Origin of the sequence: Clostridium taeniosporum, assembly GCF_001735765.2 — a bacterium.
Lineage (GTDB): Bacteria > Bacillota > Clostridia > Clostridiales > Clostridiaceae > Clostridium > Clostridium taeniosporum.
Genome location: NZ_CP017253.2, coordinates 472,554 through 490,270, shown reverse-complemented (window position 1 = coordinate 490,270; position 17,717 = coordinate 472,554). Strand labels below are relative to the sequence as shown.

The 17,717-nt window shown below is 26.2% G+C and carries 12 protein-coding genes, 1 pseudogene and 1 riboswitch; of the genes and pseudogenes, 1 reads left to right on the top strand and 12 read right to left on the bottom strand.

From position 1 onward, the window contains the following. Nucleotides 1-6 precede the first annotated feature (6 nt). The 7 genes from BGI42_RS02430 to BGI42_RS02395 all read right to left on the bottom strand — a co-directional run bounded on the left by BGI42_RS02430 (nucleotide 7) and on the right by BGI42_RS02395 (nucleotide 8,951). The gene (locus tag BGI42_RS02430) at nucleotides 7-597 is read right to left on the bottom strand and encodes an ECF transporter S component (RefSeq protein ID WP_069678792.1); all 591 of its coding nucleotides are present in this window, start codon (nucleotides 595-597) and stop codon (nucleotides 7-9) included. A 264-nt stretch (nucleotides 598-861) separates the two neighbouring features. After that, nucleotides 862-979, bottom strand: a riboswitch (FMN riboswitch). Between the two features lie 289 nt (nucleotides 980-1,268). After that, complete coding sequence (locus BGI42_RS02425; RefSeq protein WP_069678791.1) at nucleotides 1,269-2,342, bottom strand: hypothetical protein; 1,074 nt, start codon at nucleotides 2,340-2,342, stop codon at nucleotides 1,269-1,271. A 27-nt stretch (nucleotides 2,343-2,369) separates the two neighbouring features. After that, complete coding sequence (locus BGI42_RS02420; RefSeq protein ID WP_069678790.1) at nucleotides 2,370-3,053, bottom strand: early set domain-containing protein; 684 nt, start codon at nucleotides 3,051-3,053, stop codon at nucleotides 2,370-2,372. Nucleotides 3,054-3,203: 150 nt separating this feature from the next. Beyond that, complete coding sequence (locus BGI42_RS02415) at nucleotides 3,204-4,175, bottom strand: DMT family transporter (RefSeq protein WP_069678789.1); 972 nt, start codon at nucleotides 4,173-4,175, stop codon at nucleotides 3,204-3,206. Between the two features lie 160 nt (nucleotides 4,176-4,335). Then, entirely contained in the window at nucleotides 4,336-6,513 is a 2,178-nt protein-coding gene (locus BGI42_RS02410; RefSeq protein WP_069678788.1) for a Tex family protein, read from the bottom strand. 270 nt (nucleotides 6,514-6,783) lie between these two features. Beyond that, nucleotides 6,784-7,986, bottom strand: a complete 1,203-nt coding sequence (locus BGI42_RS02405) for an IS701 family transposase (protein ID WP_069678787.1) — start codon at nucleotides 7,984-7,986, stop codon at nucleotides 6,784-6,786. A gap of 620 nt (nucleotides 7,987-8,606) precedes the next feature. After that, nucleotides 8,607-8,951 carry a ribonuclease G gene (locus tag BGI42_RS02395; protein ID WP_069678785.1) on the bottom strand — a complete coding sequence of 115 codons (345 nt, stop codon included), beginning with the start codon at nucleotides 8,949-8,951 and terminating at the stop codon, nucleotides 8,607-8,609. 188 nt (nucleotides 8,952-9,139) lie between these two features. On the opposite strand from BGI42_RS02395, the gene BGI42_RS02390 reads away from it, so the two are divergent. Beyond that, nucleotides 9,140-10,507 (top strand): M28 family metallopeptidase, encoded by a 1,368-nt coding sequence (locus tag BGI42_RS02390; RefSeq protein ID WP_069678784.1) that lies wholly within the window; start codon nucleotides 9,140-9,142, stop codon nucleotides 10,505-10,507. Between the two features lie 197 nt (nucleotides 10,508-10,704). Here BGI42_RS02390 and prfB read toward each other — a convergent pair. The 5 genes and pseudogenes from prfB to BGI42_RS02365 all read right to left on the bottom strand — a co-directional run bounded on the left by prfB (nucleotide 10,705) and on the right by BGI42_RS02365 (nucleotide 17,699). Continuing rightward, nucleotides 10,705-11,806 (bottom strand): peptide chain release factor 2 gene (gene prfB, locus BGI42_RS02385; RefSeq protein WP_420825927.1). Its coding sequence is split into 2 segments (ribosomal slippage): nucleotides 10,705-11,736 and nucleotides 11,738-11,806, totalling 1,101 coding nucleotides; the frame shifts between segments, so codons are not numbered across the junction. 361 nt (nucleotides 11,807-12,167) lie between these two features. Further along, nucleotides 12,168-14,678: a preprotein translocase subunit SecA gene (secA, locus tag BGI42_RS02380; RefSeq protein ID WP_069678782.1), complete on the bottom strand. Its 2,511-nt coding sequence runs from the start codon at nucleotides 14,676-14,678 to the stop codon at nucleotides 12,168-12,170. A 439-nt stretch (nucleotides 14,679-15,117) separates the two neighbouring features. Continuing rightward, the gene (gene hpf / locus BGI42_RS02375; protein ID WP_069678781.1) at nucleotides 15,118-15,651 is read right to left on the bottom strand and encodes a ribosome hibernation-promoting factor, HPF/YfiA family; all 534 of its coding nucleotides are present in this window, start codon (nucleotides 15,649-15,651) and stop codon (nucleotides 15,118-15,120) included. Between the two features lie 407 nt (nucleotides 15,652-16,058). Continuing rightward, nucleotides 16,059-16,710, bottom strand: a pseudogene (locus BGI42_RS02370) (ComF family protein). Further along, nucleotides 16,686-17,699, bottom strand: a complete 1,014-nt coding sequence (locus tag BGI42_RS02365) for a hypothetical protein (protein ID WP_105165894.1) — start codon at nucleotides 17,697-17,699, stop codon at nucleotides 16,686-16,688. The pseudogene BGI42_RS02370 and the gene BGI42_RS02365 overlap by 25 nt, the downstream one beginning before the upstream one ends. Between the last annotated feature and the right edge of the window lie 18 nt (nucleotides 17,700-17,717).

Genomic DNA, 17,717 nt, shown 5'->3' with positions numbered 1-17,717 from the left:
TTTTAATTACTCAGTTATAGTCTTTGAATTTTTTTCCGGACTTCCAAAATTAGGCTCTGCTTTAAATATAGATACAGATATCTTTTTATATAAAACATATGTTAATAAAGATACTATTATTGCTTTAATACCATTGAAAGGTAATAAACCCACAGTAATATATTTTAATAATTCTGCACTACTCATTTGCATACCATACGCTGGTAAAAGTATATATACATTTGCTATAATTCCTACAATTTCAATAGAAATCCCACCTAAAATCATGCCTAAAATAGCTGATTCTTTAGATTTGTTTCTTTTATAAACAATTCCTGCTGGTAGTATTAAAGATACTCCAACTAAAAAGTTAGCAAGCTCTCCAACAAATCCACTTTGACTTCCCTTGATCAAAAGTATTAATATATTTTTAATTAATTCTATTGTTACACCTGCTAAAGGTCCAAATCCAAATGTTCCTAATAATGCAGGTATATCACTTAAATCAATTTTAAGCCATGGAAATATAGGTATAACAGGAAATTCAAAATACATAAGTATCAATGCTAATGCTGATAATAAGGAAATTTTAATTGTTTTGTTTGTCTTTTTGTTCATTTTATGCCTCCCAAAAGATTATCTCCCTGGTGTAGCTTATTAGATTTAAGGTAACGTTTTAATATTATCCTTTAAAATTTGTAAACAATCTAAGTTGTCCCTAGATTTAATATTTTATTTTTTTAAATAAATATTCTTATGAATTACAATTACATTAACTAATTAAGATATAAACATTTATTTTAAAAAACAAAAAAACTGATGCATAAATACATCAGGGCATATACCAAATTATTAAGAATAAAACGTTCCTAATTCCTAATAGGTTACCTTCTTTCATCCAGACTATACTGTTGGCTTCGGAGTTACACCGAATCTGCTATAATTTTAGCTCGCGGGCTTTACCGCCAGTAGGGATTTACACCCTGCCCTGAAGATATAAATATTAAATTATTTTTACTATATCTTCATTATATATTCTTAAAATAATTTTTACAATAAATTTTTTACATATATACATATTATTTATTAAATTTCTTCATAACTTTTTAAAGAACAAAGTTGCTACCCCACACTTTTTAGTTGAGAATTAATAATTGAAAAACTTAGAGTTATAGTTGAAAATACTAAAGATTTTGTAAAAATATATATTTAAAAAATTCTATACATTCCTCTACACTATTGAAAAAGCCAGTAAAATACTATAAAAGTATTTTACTGGCTTAATATTATTATGCTAACTGTGGAGAAAACATTCCTTTATTATTTTCAATGGTATTCATAGCTTTTGTAACATCATTTCTACAATTTTCATAATTTTCTTTAACAGTATTAGTTACTTCTTCAATACCGTTATATACAGTATTTTTAACATCAGTTGTAGTAGTCTTTACTGTGTTAAATACATTAACGCTTGCTTCTTTTACATCATTTGCAATAAGTTTTACATTTGATATAACTTCTTTTCCTGTAGAAATTATTGCATTAGGTATTTCTTTAGTAACTTCCATAGAATTTCTTAAATCATTAAAATTCTTTACTGCTTCATTATAACTCTTAGACATATCTTCATATCCCTTAACTAGAGTATTTTTAATTCTAACTACAGGATCTTTTATTGAATATATTCCATCTTTAGCAATAGTAAATGTAGCTACTGCCTTCTTTATTATTCCGTTATTAGGATTGTTTGTAACCATTCCTATTTCTGTTATAGCACTTCCAACTTTAACCCCTACTTCTAAAACGTCAGCCCCAACAGAAACTGCTGTCTTACTTCCAATACTAATCATATCAGTAACAGCATTTTTTAGATTTAATGCAGATTCTTTTAATTGGGATGCTGTAGTTGTTACTTGTTTAACTGTACTTGCTATTTGTGCTGATGTTTTATTTATAGTATTAGTTACTGATTTAGAAACATCCATTATAGTTTTACTTATTTTATTTGAAGCATCTACGACACTTTTTGAAACTGAAGTTACAGTATTTTTTACGCTTTCACTTACAGATACGATTGTCTTACTAACATTATTGCCTACTGAAGTCACAGCATTTTTTACTGCACTTGCAGTAGAAGCTAAGCCTTCAAAAAAGTTCCCTATTGAACTTTTTGTAGTATCCTTTGTTTTAGATACTTGATTTTCTGTAGAAGCATTTTTTAATATTGATGCTTTATATTTATCTATATTTATATTGTTTTCATTATTAGATATAGTTTTCTTACTTTTAATTTTATTATTTTTTTGATTTATATTATTTATACTGTTATTAATATTTGTATTAACATTTATAGCTTTTATCATAGTTTATCACTTCACTTTCAGTATATTTTAATTCATTTTACCTTGAGCTGTATAAGAAGTGTTTTCTAATAATCTAACCTGATCTTCTAACACAAATTCACCATCAATAAATAATTTAACTGTCCAAAGTCCACAATTACTTCTATGAGAATTATTTAAATCCATCCAAAACCACATTAATATTGGATCTTTTTCATTTTCTTTAGTAGCAAATAAATTATTTTCTACTACTTGATATAATTCTCCCTTAGGAGTAAACCATGCTGTTGTAACACTATGCAATCCACTTACATTTGTAAATCCAAATCTTGTAACAATTTTTTTATCTAGTAACACATTAAAAATCTTTTTATTTACAGCTTTTTGTTCTTCATTAATGTTACAAGTTACATTATATGAATCAACATGAACAGTATATTGATTATTATTATATAATCTTTGATTGTTATTATTTATTATAATTACAGACCAAAGTTCTTCATTATCATCTGGTAAATATACATTTGCTGACGGATCATTAAGTTTTAATTCATTGTTTATAAGGAATTTGTAATAATGCTCTCCTTCTAAAAGATCACATTTAAAAATCCACTTACTCCCTTCCTTAATCATACTTCCTTGAGCAGGATCATAATTATTAAAGCTTCCTATCACAGCTACACTATTAATTTCTAAATTTCCTTTTTCTTCGTATTCAAAAATTATTTCCATAAATACCTCCTTACCAATATTTTCGTATTTATTTTCTATAAATTTACTATTTTTCGTAATTAAATGATGATTTATGGAATCCAAAAATATAAGAAATATTTTTAGCAATGTATAACTTATTCTATCTTTAAATTAATATGTTAACATTTATTAAATACATTTATTATTGTTTATTCTTTTAGATTTATTAATTAACAATATTTCCTTTTGGTTATAAACTAAAAATATACCTGAACACACTAATATTAGCGATATTAAAATTTTTATATCAAATATATTCTCCTTAAGAAATATAGCTGATAATAACGTTCCAAATATAGGTACTAAAAAATTAAATACTGATATTACCCCGACTTTATTAAATTTTAAAAGTTGTGTCCAAATAGCAAAAGCTGCTGATGACAATAAAGCCATATACATTAGAAGTAGTGTTGAATTTAAAGTAAATCCTTCTAAAGTTCCTCCAAATATAAATCCTAATATGACTAATATAATCCCACCTATAAGCAATTGATATCCAGTAACTATTGAAGCATCTTTATCTTGAGTTATTTTCTTACCATATATTGCTGATGATGCAAAAATTATAGCTGCTAACATTAATGAACCTTCGCCATTTATAGAAAATGATTGTCCCGTAATTGATTGTCCATTTAAATTTACAATTACTACTCCAGTAAACCCTATTATACACCCTATAACTTTATTAAAATTCAATTTATCATTTTTATATATTATATGTGCTAATATTATACTTACAAATGTTCCTGTTCCATTTATTATAGATCCCCTAACTCCTGTTGTATAAGATAATCCAATATAAAAAAATATGTACTGAAAAGCTGTTTGTGTAGAACCTAATAATGCAATTTCCCCAAACTCTTTTAAGGAATAATTAAATATATTCTTTTTATTAATTATTTCTAATAACAATACTAAAATCCCAGCAATAGCAAATCGATATCCTGCAAATATTAATTTTGAAGCTATATCATTTGAACTTATATTAAATAAACTATAACCAACTTTTATAGCAGGATATGCACTTCCCCATAAGATGCAGCATATAATTGCTAATATAACTATATTTTTTCTGCTAGTATAAATTCTTTCCTTATCCATATTTAACTCCCCTATTTAATTTATATTATATTTTTAATGCAAATGATTAATCTATAAAAGACTGTTTCATAAATAATATTATCTAAGATTATTTTGAAACAGTCTATTTTTTATTTTAAATTGTATTTATAAATCTTTATAATACTTATTTTTATCTCTACTAAGCATCTAATTTTTCATCTACATTTTTCATGCTTAATGAAATTCTATGTCTTTTTTCATCAACTTCTAATATACTAACTTTAACTATATCTCCTACTTTAACTATATCTAATGGATGTTTTACAAATCTATTTGCCATTTGACTTTTATGAACTAAACCATCTTGATGAACTCCTATATCTACAAAAGCACCAAAATCAGATACATTTCTTACTGTTCCATTTAAAACCATTCCTGGCTTTAAATCTTTAAGTTCTATTATTCCTGTTTTTAATATAGGCTTAGGCATTTCATCTCTAGGATCTCTTCCTGGCTTTTTTAATTCTTTTATTATATCTTTTAATGTAAGTTCTCCTACTTCTAAATCCTTGCTTAGTTTAGTTATACCTATTAATTCTGCCTTTTTATCTATATCATTTAAGTTGTTATTTTTTAAATCTTCTTTGCCATACCCTAAAATTTCAATTAACTTTTCAGTAACACTATATGATTCCGGATGTACAGAAGTATTATCAAGAGCTTCTTTACTTTCAGCAACCTTTAAAAATCCTGCACATTGTTCATATGCTTTTTTACCAAGCCTTTTTACTTTTAAAAGTTCTTTTCTTGAAGTAAAATGTCCAACCTCTTCTCTATAATCCACAATATTTTTTGCAATAGTAGCATTTATTCCTGATATATATGTTAATAAAGATGGTGTTGCTATATTTAAATCCACTCCAACAGTATTAACAGAATCTTCAACAACTCCCGCTAATGATTCCTCTAATTTTTTAGGAGTAACATCATGTTGATATTGTCCTACTCCTATAGCTTTAGGGTCAATCTTAACTAATTCTGCAAGTGGATCTTGAAGTCTTCTTCCTATAGATATTGCCCCTCTTACAGTAACATCTAAATTAGGATATTCTTTAGTAGCAAGTTCTGACGCAGAATAAACTGATGCTCCAGCTTCTGATACAATTACATATGATATCTCTTTACCTGTTTCATCTTTTATTTCCTTTATCATTTCAGCTATTACTTCTTCTGATTCTCTAGAAGCTGTACCATTTCCAAGTGATATAACATCAACATCATATTTATAAATTAATTCTTTTAATTTCTTCTTAGTTCCTGAAACATCTTTCCTAGGAAGTGTTGGATATACTGCTATATTCTCTAAAAATTTACCTGTTTCATCTAATATAGCAATTTTACACCCTGTTCTAAAACCAGGGTCAAAACCCATTACAACTTTACCTTTTATAGGAGCTTGTAATAATAAAGCTTTTAAATTCTCTTTAAATATTTTTATAGCTCCCTCTTCACCAATATTAGTTAATTCATTTCTTATTTCTCTCTCTATTGATGGATATATTAATCTTTTTAATGAATCCTTTATTGCTAATTTTAATTTATCATCTAATACTTCATTTCCAGTTAAAATATTGTTTTCTAAATATCTTATTATCTTCTCTTCATTAACTGTAATTTTTACACTTAATATCTTTTCTTTTTCTCCTCTATTAATAGCTAATATTCTATGTGGAGGTATCTTATTAACCTCTTCCTTATATTCATAATACATCTCATATGGAGTTGTATCATCTGAGCTACCTTTAGATTCAATAAAACCTTCTTTTATAATTAATTCTCTTATATGTTTTCTAAATTTAGCTTCATCTGATATGTTTTCAGCGATTATATCTAGTGATCCCTGAATAGCTTCTTCTGCTTTTAATACACCTTTTTCTTCATTAATATATTTTGATGCTTCTTCATTTAAATCCCCTTTAAAAATTCCACCTTGTATTAACTCAGCTAATGGCTTTAATCCTTTTGCTTGAGCTATTGTAGCTTTTGTTTTCTTTTTAGGTTTATATGGTCTATATATATCTTCAACTTCAGTTAATGTTGTTGCCTTTTCTAATGCACTTTCAATATCTGAATTTAATTTTCCTTGTTCATTAATTAATCTCTTAATATCATTTTTTCTTTCATCTAAATTTCTTAAATAAGTAAGTCTTTCTGATAACTTTCTCAATACTTCATCAGAAAGACCTCCTGTTGCTTCTTTTCTATATCTTGATATAAAAGGAACTGTATTTCCATCATCTAAAAGACTTATTACATTATTAATTTGAGTTAATCCTAAATTTAATTCTGATGCTAATCTTTCTTCTATAGATCTCATGCTATCCTCCTAATGACTACATAAAAATTATCAAATTTATTTTATAATTCACTGCTTATATTCTAATATTTTTAAACAGACTAAATTTATAAAATTTTAAATGACTACTACTATTATAAACTTATTTAAATTAATAGCAATATTATATGCATATTTTAACAATAATATAGAACTAACCCTTTACTAAAGCAACAATTGATATTTACTTATAATACTATGATAGTGCATTTTTACTTGAATAATTTTACAGTTGAATAACCAAATAGATTTCTAAGCTATTTTTAATGTTTTAAAAATTTCGTCTAACGGCTTTCCGTTAGCGGCAGCCTTATAGATATATATAATTTTAGATTTTTCTAAATCTTTCTTAGCACAGTTATATCCAGTATTAAAGTGGTATGAGCTATTAGAATACAATTTACAATAGGTATAATTTATTATCATTATTGTAAGATATCTGTTGATGCTCTTTTCACTTCTTACTTGATATCCATTAAGACCTAAATAAGATTTACAATCTCTAAAAAATGGCTCAATCGCCCATCGGTCAGTATATTGAGTTAAGATATCTAAAGGATTTAGTGATGTATCTAAAGAAATAAATGTTTTTAATGCTCCTTCTTTTTGAAATGAATCTTTAGGGTAGCTAAGAACAATTGAAACATTTTTTCTATCTTTTAAATCACCAACATAGTTGTAAATATAGTATTGTTTATCTTTAACGGTGACAAGGTTAAAATCATCTATATTTAAAGTTGTTGCAAATTTGTGAAGTTTGATTCCTAATCTTTTATGTCCTTCGGGATAAATAACTCTATTAGTTTTTAAAGCTCCTATATAGCTGTAACCAGCTTTTATGGAACTATTAAAAATAGCTTTACAACTATACCAGCTATCGCACAAAACATAACCTTTATTTTCAGGTTTAGGTAGTGATTCAACTAAATTTTGAGTTAATTCTATTTTACTCATAGAATCTTTATCATAGATATCTATTGAGTAAGGAAGTACTAACCCATCACAAGAAAGCAATGAAACTAAAATTTGATGACCATATACTGTTTTACCTTTTAAATGAGAATTATGAAATGAACACTTTTCAATAATATTTTTAGCCTTTGACGAGGGCTTAGTTTTCTCTGAAATAGTGTCATCAATAATAAAATATATAGGTTTTTTAGTTTCTTTTGATTTATTCCATATTAGTTGTAAAACTAGGGACTTCAATGATTTGCTTAAAAGTGTTTCATTCCAAGTACTCTTTGATAAAAATCTTGTGATACTTGTTCGATGCGTATGCGAAGCAAGCTCCGCTATATCAGACACTTTACCATTGTAACCTCTTGAAATCATTGCATTCATGATACTTTCTAGATGATTTAATTGTGGCTTAGTTAGATATAAATCAAAATTTAGTTGTTTAAAAAAATTGTGTATTGATAGTTCATCTGATATAATTGTGTTCTGAAACATTTATGTATAGCTCCTTGCTGTCGTTGTTGTGTGGGAACTCAATTATAACAAGGATTTATCATAAATGTTTTTTTATTTTATTCAGTTGTAAAATTATTCAAGCATTTTTGCACTATTATAGATAATATATTTATTTTACATATTATGGAATATATTTTTTTATTTTTATTGCTCTTATGTAAACCTAATTGTATAATTATAATTGGAAATATTTGTAATAAGAGGTGATATAGATGATTAAAGTTGTTAATAAAATTACTTCATTTTTATTATTGTTTTTTATACTAGTACTATCTTTAAATAAATTAAAAGTTATAGACTACTCTCAAGATTTAAGAAACATATTTTATTTCTTAACTCTTATATTAACTATATTTTCATCTATAAATGTGATCTTAACTAATGACTCCAATTTTTTTAAGTTTATTAATATAGTTATCATGTTAAATCTAATTATTGGTGGAATAATATCTATATTAGAGTCAGGCTTAAATATGTATATTTATATTTGCTTAGCTTTTACATCTATTTATTGCATTATTGACATGTTTTATAAAAAAGCATAAATAAAAAATATAAGCTACTCATTTTATGAGTAGCTTATATTTTTTATGTTATTTTTAGTAGTTCATTGTAAGCATTCTAGCTATTAATGTACTGAAAATGAATATGTATAATAAAATTATAACAACTGTAAATATAAAATATGCTAATCCAGCTTTATTCCAAGTTTTTTGAACTAATAAAAATTCTTCAGCACTTGAATAATTCCCTTTATTCCATGCCCATTGATTTCCCTTTGCTCCACATACAAACATCCATATTATATTAAAAAACGGAATTAAACATAAAAGAGGAAGATAGCTATTATTACCTATACCCCAAAATATATTTAGCATAAATGCTCCCCAATTCCACTTCTTTACTTCTGGTGGAAGTTGTTGATTATTCGAAATATTTTCCATAAATAATACCCCCATTATAAATTATATCCATCATATTCTAACTTATTTAACTATTGTTTTCAATTATTTCTTTTCATGTAACTATTTACAGTATATATTTTTCCTATATTTATAAAAAAATATATTTCATATTGTTAATTAAATATTAATAAACTCTAATATGAGAAATAATTTAAGAGAGGTTAACAATGAAAAAGTTTATTTATTATAGCAGTTTATTATTAGTATTCATAGCCATAATTTTTTCAATATTCCTTCAAACTACATATTATCATTTTAATTCTTCAAATGTTAAAGATAATATAAAAATAATTTCATCAGATGAATATGAAGGTAGATTAACTGGCTCCACTGGCAATGAAAAAGCTGCTGATTTTATAGAAGATTGGTTTAAAAATATTGATTTAACTCCATTGAATGAAAATTATAAGGAAAGCTTCTATGTTAACACACCTTTTACTAATGGAAATAAACCATCATTTAAAATATTAAATAAAGGTAAAATATTACATGAATATAAATATGGTATTGATTATAAAGAAGACTTACTTAATTTTAACGAAAGCTCAGTTACCTTTAACAAAGATGATACAATTAATATATACCGTACTTCTTTAACAATAAATCATGACGGAAAAAAATATTTATTTTATACCCCTTTATGTAAAAACTTTTCTTTTAGAAGTTCATTTAACGATAAATCTGATTATCAATTTTCAATTGCTATAACTACAGAATTGTATAATGATATATTAGATTCATTAAGAGGCACTAATTTAATTAGTATTACTTTACCTTATTCAAAGCATAAAAAAGAAACTTCCAACATAGTTGGTGTAATAAAAGGCACTTCTAAAAATTTACCGCCACTTGTTATTACTGCTCATTTCGATCATGTTGGACAAGATTATTTAAATAATTGCTATAGTGGAGCATTAGATAATGCTTCTGGTACAGCTTTTTTAATGGAGCTATCAAAAAATTTATCAAGTTTTATAAAACCAAAACGAGATATTATATTTGTTGCATTAACTGGAGAAGAATTTGGATTACTTGGCTCTTCAGAGTTTGCTAAAAATCATAAAAACATTATAAAAGATAGTAAAATAATTAATTTTGATATGATAGGAGCCTATAATACTCCTATTTCTATAATGGGTGGATCAGTATGTAAAAATAATAAAAGCGATGATACTAATCTATTAAACTCATTAAAATTAATTTGTGAGAAAAAACATATAAATTATAAAATTCAATTCGAAGATTGCAGTGATCATGCAAGTTTTACTAATATGGGCATGGATGCTGTTACACTATGTCATTCTGATGTATCAAAAATTCATACTCCAAATGATAAAGTAAATTTCATTGATACAAAAGCAATTGATGAAGTTTATTCTGTAGCTTATGATGAAATTTTTGATTATGCTTACAATGATTTTAGACTAATTTTTTATAACTATAATTTTATATTATTTTTATTTATATTATTTTTATTTATATTTTTCTTACCTAATTTAAGTAAAAAAATTAAACAGTATATAAACAAAAAATAAAATTCTTATTATTTAATTATAAAATAACAAAGTGGTTACACCACTCTTTTTAGTTGAGAGTCAATCATTTAGAATTGAAAGTTTTGGTTAAAAATCTTAAGACTTTTTAAAAATATATATTTTAAAATTCTATAATTTTCTCTGAATAATAAAAAAGCTATCTCATATAAAAATATATTTTGAGATAGCTTTTTTCCTTAATCTTGACTCTTTAAATATGCATTTATAAATAAATCTAGGTCTCCATCCATAACTGATGTGACATTTGAAACCTCTACATTAGTTCTATGGTCTTTAACCATATTATATGGATGGAATACATATGAACGTATTTGGCTTCCCCATCCCATATCCTTTAATTCACCAGTTAAATCTTCAATCTTTTCTTTGTGAGCTCTTTCTTTCAACTCTATCAACTTTGCTTTAAGCATTCCCATAGCAGTATCTTTATTAGAAAATTGGCTTCTTTCATTTTGACATTGTACTACTATTCCTGTAGGAATATGTGTTATCCTAACTGCCGAGTCTGTTTTATTTATATGCTGACCGCCAGCTCCAGATGCTCTATACGTGTCAATTTTAATATCCTCTGACTTTATTTCAATGTCTTGTTCTTTTGTAAGTTCTGGTAATACTTCCACCGATGCAAAAGAAGTTTGTCTTTTTCCATTAGCATTAAATGGAGATATTCTAACTAATCTATGAATTCCTTTTTCCGCTTTAAGATATCCATAAGCATATTCCCCTATTACTTTTAAAGTAACACTCTTTATACCAGCTTCATCACCTTCAAGTAAATCTAATACTTCTACTTTATAATCTTTCTTTTCACACCATCTTGTGTACATTCTAAGAAGCATCTCAGTCCAATCATTTGCATCTGTTCCACCAACACCTACATGTAATGTAAGTATTGCATTGTTTTTATCATATTCACCTGACAATAAAATTTCCATATTATAATTATCAATTTCTTCTTCAATTTCTTTTATATTATTAATAATTTCAGTGGCAGACTCTTCATCATCATCATCCATTATTTCTTTTAAAATTTCAATATCATCAAGTTTAGATTGTAAATTTTCAATTCTTTGAATTTTGTCCTTTATTCTTTTGCTTTCTTTAGTTACCTCTTCAGCTCTTTTAATATCATTCCAAAAGCCATCTTCTTGCATTTGAAATTCTAATTCACTTAATTGTTTTTCTAAGTGTTCTTTGTCAAAGAGATTCACTCATTTCAAATATAGATTTTTTAAGATTAGAAAGCTTTAATAATTCTTTTTCTAATTCAATAATCAATATATTCACCTCTTTAAATTCATTTTTTTATTTTATAAATTAATTATATTTATAAACAATTTATTTGAGTTATCCACACATTTTTTATTGTAACAGTTGATAAAAAATAATGCTATTATTTAAAAAACTCCGTAGCAAATTTCATAACTCTATTCTATTATGAAACTTCTACGGAATTTATTATACTATTACATACGGATTAAAGCACATTCAAATAAATAACCAGTCAGTATGATAGTTTATTTTGTGAACTACTTCTTCCTTAAAACCTACTAATATAACAACTATTAGCAAAACCCAAGTCATTGTATTTCACAAAATATTTGTCTCATCTTTTACTTTTATTTATTTTCAATATTTTTTAAGCTTCTCTACCGCAACAATTTTTAAATTTCTTTCCACTTCCACATGGACATGGATCATTTCTACCAAATTTATTAAGATTTCTAACAGGACCTGCTGGTGTTGATTGCTTATCTCCATGAACAGCGTTTGTTTCTTGTGCAACCCTTACTCTTTCAGGAGCTTTCTCAACCTTAACATGGAATAGCATTTTTATAGTCTCATTTTTAATAGAATCTATCATTTCTTCAAACATAGCACTACCTTCCATTTGATATGCTTGAACAGGATCTACTTGTTTAAATGCTCTAAGTCCAATACCTTGCTTTAAGTTATCCATATTATTTATATGATCCATCCATTTTGTATCAACAGATCTTAAAAGAACAACTCTTTCAATTTCTCTTAATCTTTCAGGTGTAAATTCTTCTTCTTTTTCTTCATATGCTTTAACTGCAATATCATATATGTTCTCAATTATTTCTTCTTTTGACATATCTGAAAGTGCAGGTAAATTAATTTCCATTGTAGGTATACCTACTTCATCTAAGTGTGATAGTAAATATAAAAAGCTTTCTCTATAATCTTCTGAATCATCTTTTATATGAATATTAACTGCATCTGCTATTACATCTTTTAACATATGTAATATTTCTTCTTTTACATCTTCACCTTCAAGAACTTCTGTTCTTTGTTTATAAATAACTTCTCTTTGTTTATTCATAACATCATCATAACCTAATAATGTTTTTCTTATATCAAAGTTATTACCTTCAACCTTCTTTTGAGCATTTTCTATAGATTTAGAAACAAGCTTACTTTCAATAGCTTCATCTTCTTCAAGACCAAGTTTTTCAACAACACCTTGAATTCTTTCTGATCCGAATATTCTCATTAAATCATCTTCTAATGAAATAAAGAATGTTGATTCACCTTTATCTCCTTGTCTACCAGAACGTCCTCTTAATTGGTTATCTATTCTTCTTGATTCATGTCTTTCAGTACCTATTATCTTAAGTCCACCAATTTCAAGAACACCATCTCCAAGCTTGATATCAGTACCTCTACCAGCCATATTAGTAGCTATAGTTACCATACCTTTTTCTCCAGCATGGCTTATTATTTCTGCTTCTTTTTCATGGAATTTCGCATTTAATACTTGATGTGGAACTCCTTTTTTCTTAAGCATACTTGAAATTAATTCTGATTTTTCAATACTTACAGTACCAACTAAAACTGGCTGACCTACCTTATTTGCCTTTGCTATTTCATCAACAACAGCCTTTATTTTTCCATTTTCAGTTTTAAATACTAAGTCAGGATTATCAATTCTAGCTATTGGTTTATGAGTTGGAACAACAATAACATCTAATCCATAAATTTCTCTAAATTCACCTTCTTCTGTTAAAGCTGTACCTGTCATACCTGATAATTTTTCATACATTCTAAAATAATTTTGGAATGTTATAGTAGCTAATGTCTTAGATTCTCTTGCAATCTTAACATTTTCTTTAGCTTCTATGGCTTGATGAAGACCATCTGAATATCTTCTACCTTCCATAAGTCTTCCTGTAAATTCATCAACAATTATTACTTCGCCATCTTTAACCATGTAATCTTTATCTCTTTTCATTGCATAGTTAGCTTTTAATGCTTGAGTAACATAATGTTGTAATTCTACATTTTCTGCATCTGCATAATTTTCTACTTTAAAAGTTTTTTCAGCTTTTTCAACACCTTCATCAGTTAACATTACTGCATTAGCTTTTTCATCTATTGTATAATCTTTTTCTTGAACTAATGTTTTAACAAAATAATCTGCTACTTTATAAAATTCTGTAGATTTTTCTCCTTGCCCAGAAATTATAAGTGGAGTTCTAGCTTCATCAATTAATATAGAGTCAACTTCATCTACTATAGTAAAGTTTAACTTTCTTTGAACTCTTTCTTCTTTATATATAACCATGTTATCTCTTAAGTAGTCAAAACCGAATTCATTATTTGTTCCATATGTTATATCTGAATTATAGGCTTCTCTTCTTTGCTCATTAGTTAGTTCATGAACAATTACCCCTGTTGTTAGACCTAAAAATCCATATAATTCTCCCATTTGCTCAGCATCTCTTTTTGCAAGATAATCATTAACTGTTATTATATGAACACCTTTGCCTGATAATCCATTTAAATATGCTGGTAAAGTGGCTACTAATGTTTTACCTTCTCCAGTTTTCATTTCTGCTATTCTACCTTGATGTAAAACAATACCCCCTATAAGTTGTTCATCATAATGTTTCATATTTAATACTCTCTTAGATGCTTCTCTAACTACAGCAAATGATTCTATTAAAATATCATCTAATGTTTCGCCATTATTAAGTCTTTCTTTAAACTCTACAGTCTTTGCCTTTAATTCATCATCTGAAAGTTTTTGCATAGCTTCGTCTAATTCATTTATTTTACTGACAATAGGTCTAATTCTTTTTACTTCTCTTTCACTATATGTTCCAAATACGGCACTTAATAATCCCATAATGTCATCCTTTCAAACTACATATTTTGCTAATAAGGCACATTCAAATAAATAGCTAGTCAATATACTGGTTTATTTTGTGAACTACTTCTTCATTGGAACCTACTAATAGCAAAACTATTAGCAGAACCCAAGTCATTGTATTTCACAAAATATCCGTTTTGTCCTTGACTTGATATTTATTTTCATATGCCTAAAAGTAATTTACTTTCTTGCAAATCGTACATTTTATAATTATAACATTCTATATCAATTATTTTCAATAAAATTTACATTTTTTTGTTTAATATCAATTTTCCATCATAAGTATAAAGTAGATTATCTAAATATATCTAATTTAAAATATTCTTAATTTATATTATTTTACTTTTTATTCTAAAGTTAATTTTACACATAATAAAATCCTCTAGCAAATTACTAGAGGATTACATTTTATACGTTATTTATACTCTGGATCTAATAATCCATAATCTCCGTCTTTTCTTTTATATACTACGTTTATTTTATTACTATCTGCATCTTGATAAACAAAGAAGTTATGTCCTACCAATTCCATTTGAAGTATAGCCTCATCTACATCCATAGGTTTAACACCAAATCTTTTTCTTTTAACTAGCTTGGACTCTTCATCATCCTCTTCAACTGAAGGTAAATTAAACATTTCTCCAAATTTCATTGAACCATTCTTTCTTCTAGACAATTTAGTTTTTTGCTTTCTAATTTGCCTTTCTAGCTTTTCCTCAACTAAATCTATAGCTTTATACATATCCTCATTAGCCTCTTCGCCTCTTAAAACCACTCCATTAAACGGTATCATGACTTCTACTATTTGTCTATTTCTTTGTACGCTTAAAGTAGCTTTAGCCTCTATATCAGAATTAAAATATTTTCCTAGCTTTGAAACCTTTTTTTCGACCATCTCTCTTAATGCATTAGTTAACTCAATATTTTTTGCTATAACTGTTACTTTCATAAAAAATTCAGCCCCTCTCTGTATAAAACCTTTTCAAAAAAAGAAAAAATTAATTAAACTAATTTTATAATTATATTTTACTACTTTTTTAATTACTTAACAAGAAGAACATTCAGAATTTACAGAGAACTATTATTTTCTATATTTTTTATTTTATTGTAAAATATTACTTTAAACCCTATAAAAAAAGTAAAGCTAGTTGACCTGGTTTTTGCCCCCACACCCGCCTGCTGGAGGTTTTGCTACTAAAAATTAATTCCTCACTACTAACCCTCTCACTCTTCATAAGTGGCAGGACTCACTTCTATACCGCACCATGCTCATTAGACATTTTGTCTAACTTAAGTGGATCGTTTTGCCTGCGACTAGCATCGACTTTCAACCACAAACCTAGCTTTACATTACTATTATATATGACTTTTCGCTAAGGTCAATAGTTTTATTTCTTTTGCGCCATATTTTTTTAACACATTATAACCCTCTCTTATTGTAAATCCCGTGGTTGTAACATCATCAATAAGTATTATTTTTTATTTTTAAATTAATATTTTTTACAATATCAAATGAACCATTTATATTTTTTTCTCTTTCATCTTTATTTAATAATTTTTGTTCTTTAGTATTTTTAATTTTTATAAGAATCTTTTCACATTTTATGTTTAAAGAATATGCAATTCTCTTTGCAATATACTCACACTGATTAAACCCTCTTTTTCTTTCATCCTTAACAGTCATAGGTATGTAAGTAATAATAAAATCTTTATACTCTATATTTTCTGTAATATATTCTTCTAAAAACTCTGCTAAAATATTTCCAGCGGTAAAATTATGCTTATACTTAAATTTAAGTATTAATTCTTTTATTGCACCACCATAATACCCATAACTTATTATTTCATCATCACAACTTTTAATACGTGTAATTTTTGACTTACAAATATCGCATATTCCATTATAGTCAACTTTATTACATAAAATACAATAATTTTCAGTTGGGTATATTATTGAAATTATGCTTTCATATATAATTCTTATTATATTTTTAAATTTTTTTCCCATACTTTTTTATTATATTCCCTTAATACACTTTTCGCTTTATCAATATCTTCTGAAATACTATTAGATACTAACAAAACTTCAGGTAATTCTTTGTTTATTTGTCCTATTTTCCCACATAAATACATTATTTTTTTATAAGTGTACCTAATATCATCAGCAAATAATACAACTGCATCATTAACAAAACAATATTCACTCAACTCCTTAACTTTATCTGTTATTATAAATATTGCCTTATCCTTATACTTTAATACTCTGCTACACCTTTTAAATTCTTCTACTTTTGATACCTTTATTGCTTTTACGTCTTTCATCACTAGTTGATTTTCAAAATATTCATAAACTAAATTTAATTTTTCTTTATCTGGTGTATAAATAGCTACCTTTTTCTTCATATTTACAAACCACTTAAGGTATTCATATAAATTATATGGTATATCTAAACTTAAATTTATTCTAGTAGTAAGTATTCTAGGTTCAACAAAAGGCTTTTCACAATTATATGGTAATATTTCAATTAATTCTCCATTTAAAGTTGTTTTTTCAATTCCATAAAATATTATTTTATTACTTAAAACAGAACAAATATCAATTTTATTTCTTATGTTTAAGTTATCAATATTGGAAAAATACCCTATATCGTCAAATATAATAAGATCATAATTTCCCCTAATAAGACCTAAATTTCTTTCATTTGCAAATGTTAAATTAGTAATTCCTTTACCACATTCAATATAAGAATAAGTTATATCCTGATTAATTTCTCTAAGTAAAGTTAAAAGCTCTCTATTTTCTCTATTATTTCCCCAAACATACAACACTTTTCCACCTTGCATAGAGATTTCATTTATTATATCTGAGAATATATATGAAGTATTAAATGGCACTGTAATTATATTTAAAATTTTTATATTTTTTTTATACCAATGAGCTATTTTATCTATTGCATAATTTAATTCTTCATAATCAAATTGATTATTTTTGCTCATTTTTAAATCTCCTTTTTA

Excerpts from the sequence above, each read along its gene's own strand:
- BGI42_RS02365 (WP_105165894.1), bottom strand. The coding sequence starts at position 17,699 with ATGAGCAAAAATAATCAATTTGATTATGAAGAATTAAATTATGCAATA.
- BGI42_RS02390 (WP_069678784.1), top strand. The coding sequence starts at position 9,140 with ATGAAAAAGTTTATTTATTATAGCAGTTTATTATTAGTATTCATAGCC.
- secA (WP_069678782.1), bottom strand. The coding sequence starts at position 14,678 with ATGGGATTATTAAGTGCCGTATTTGGAACATATAGTGAAAGAGAAGTA.
- hpf (WP_069678781.1), bottom strand. The coding sequence starts at position 15,651 with ATGAAAGTAACAGTTATAGCAAAAAATATTGAGTTAACTAATGCATTA.
- BGI42_RS02405 (WP_069678787.1), bottom strand. The coding sequence starts at position 7,986 with ATGTTTCAGAACACAATTATATCAGATGAACTATCAATACACAATTTT.
- BGI42_RS02395 (WP_069678785.1), bottom strand. The coding sequence starts at position 8,951 with ATGGAAAATATTTCGAATAATCAACAACTTCCACCAGAAGTAAAGAAG.
- BGI42_RS02410 (WP_069678788.1), bottom strand. The coding sequence starts at position 6,513 with ATGAGATCTATAGAAGAAAGATTAGCATCAGAATTAAATTTAGGATTA.
- BGI42_RS02420 (WP_069678790.1), bottom strand. The coding sequence starts at position 3,053 with ATGGAAATAATTTTTGAATACGAAGAAAAAGGAAATTTAGAAATTAAT.
- BGI42_RS02425 (WP_069678791.1), bottom strand. The coding sequence starts at position 2,342 with ATGATAAAAGCTATAAATGTTAATACAAATATTAATAACAGTATAAAT.
- BGI42_RS02430 (WP_069678792.1), bottom strand. The coding sequence starts at position 597 with ATGAACAAAAAGACAAACAAAACAATTAAAATTTCCTTATTATCAGCA.
- BGI42_RS02415 (WP_069678789.1), bottom strand. The coding sequence starts at position 4,175 with ATGGATAAGGAAAGAATTTATACTAGCAGAAAAAATATAGTTATATTA.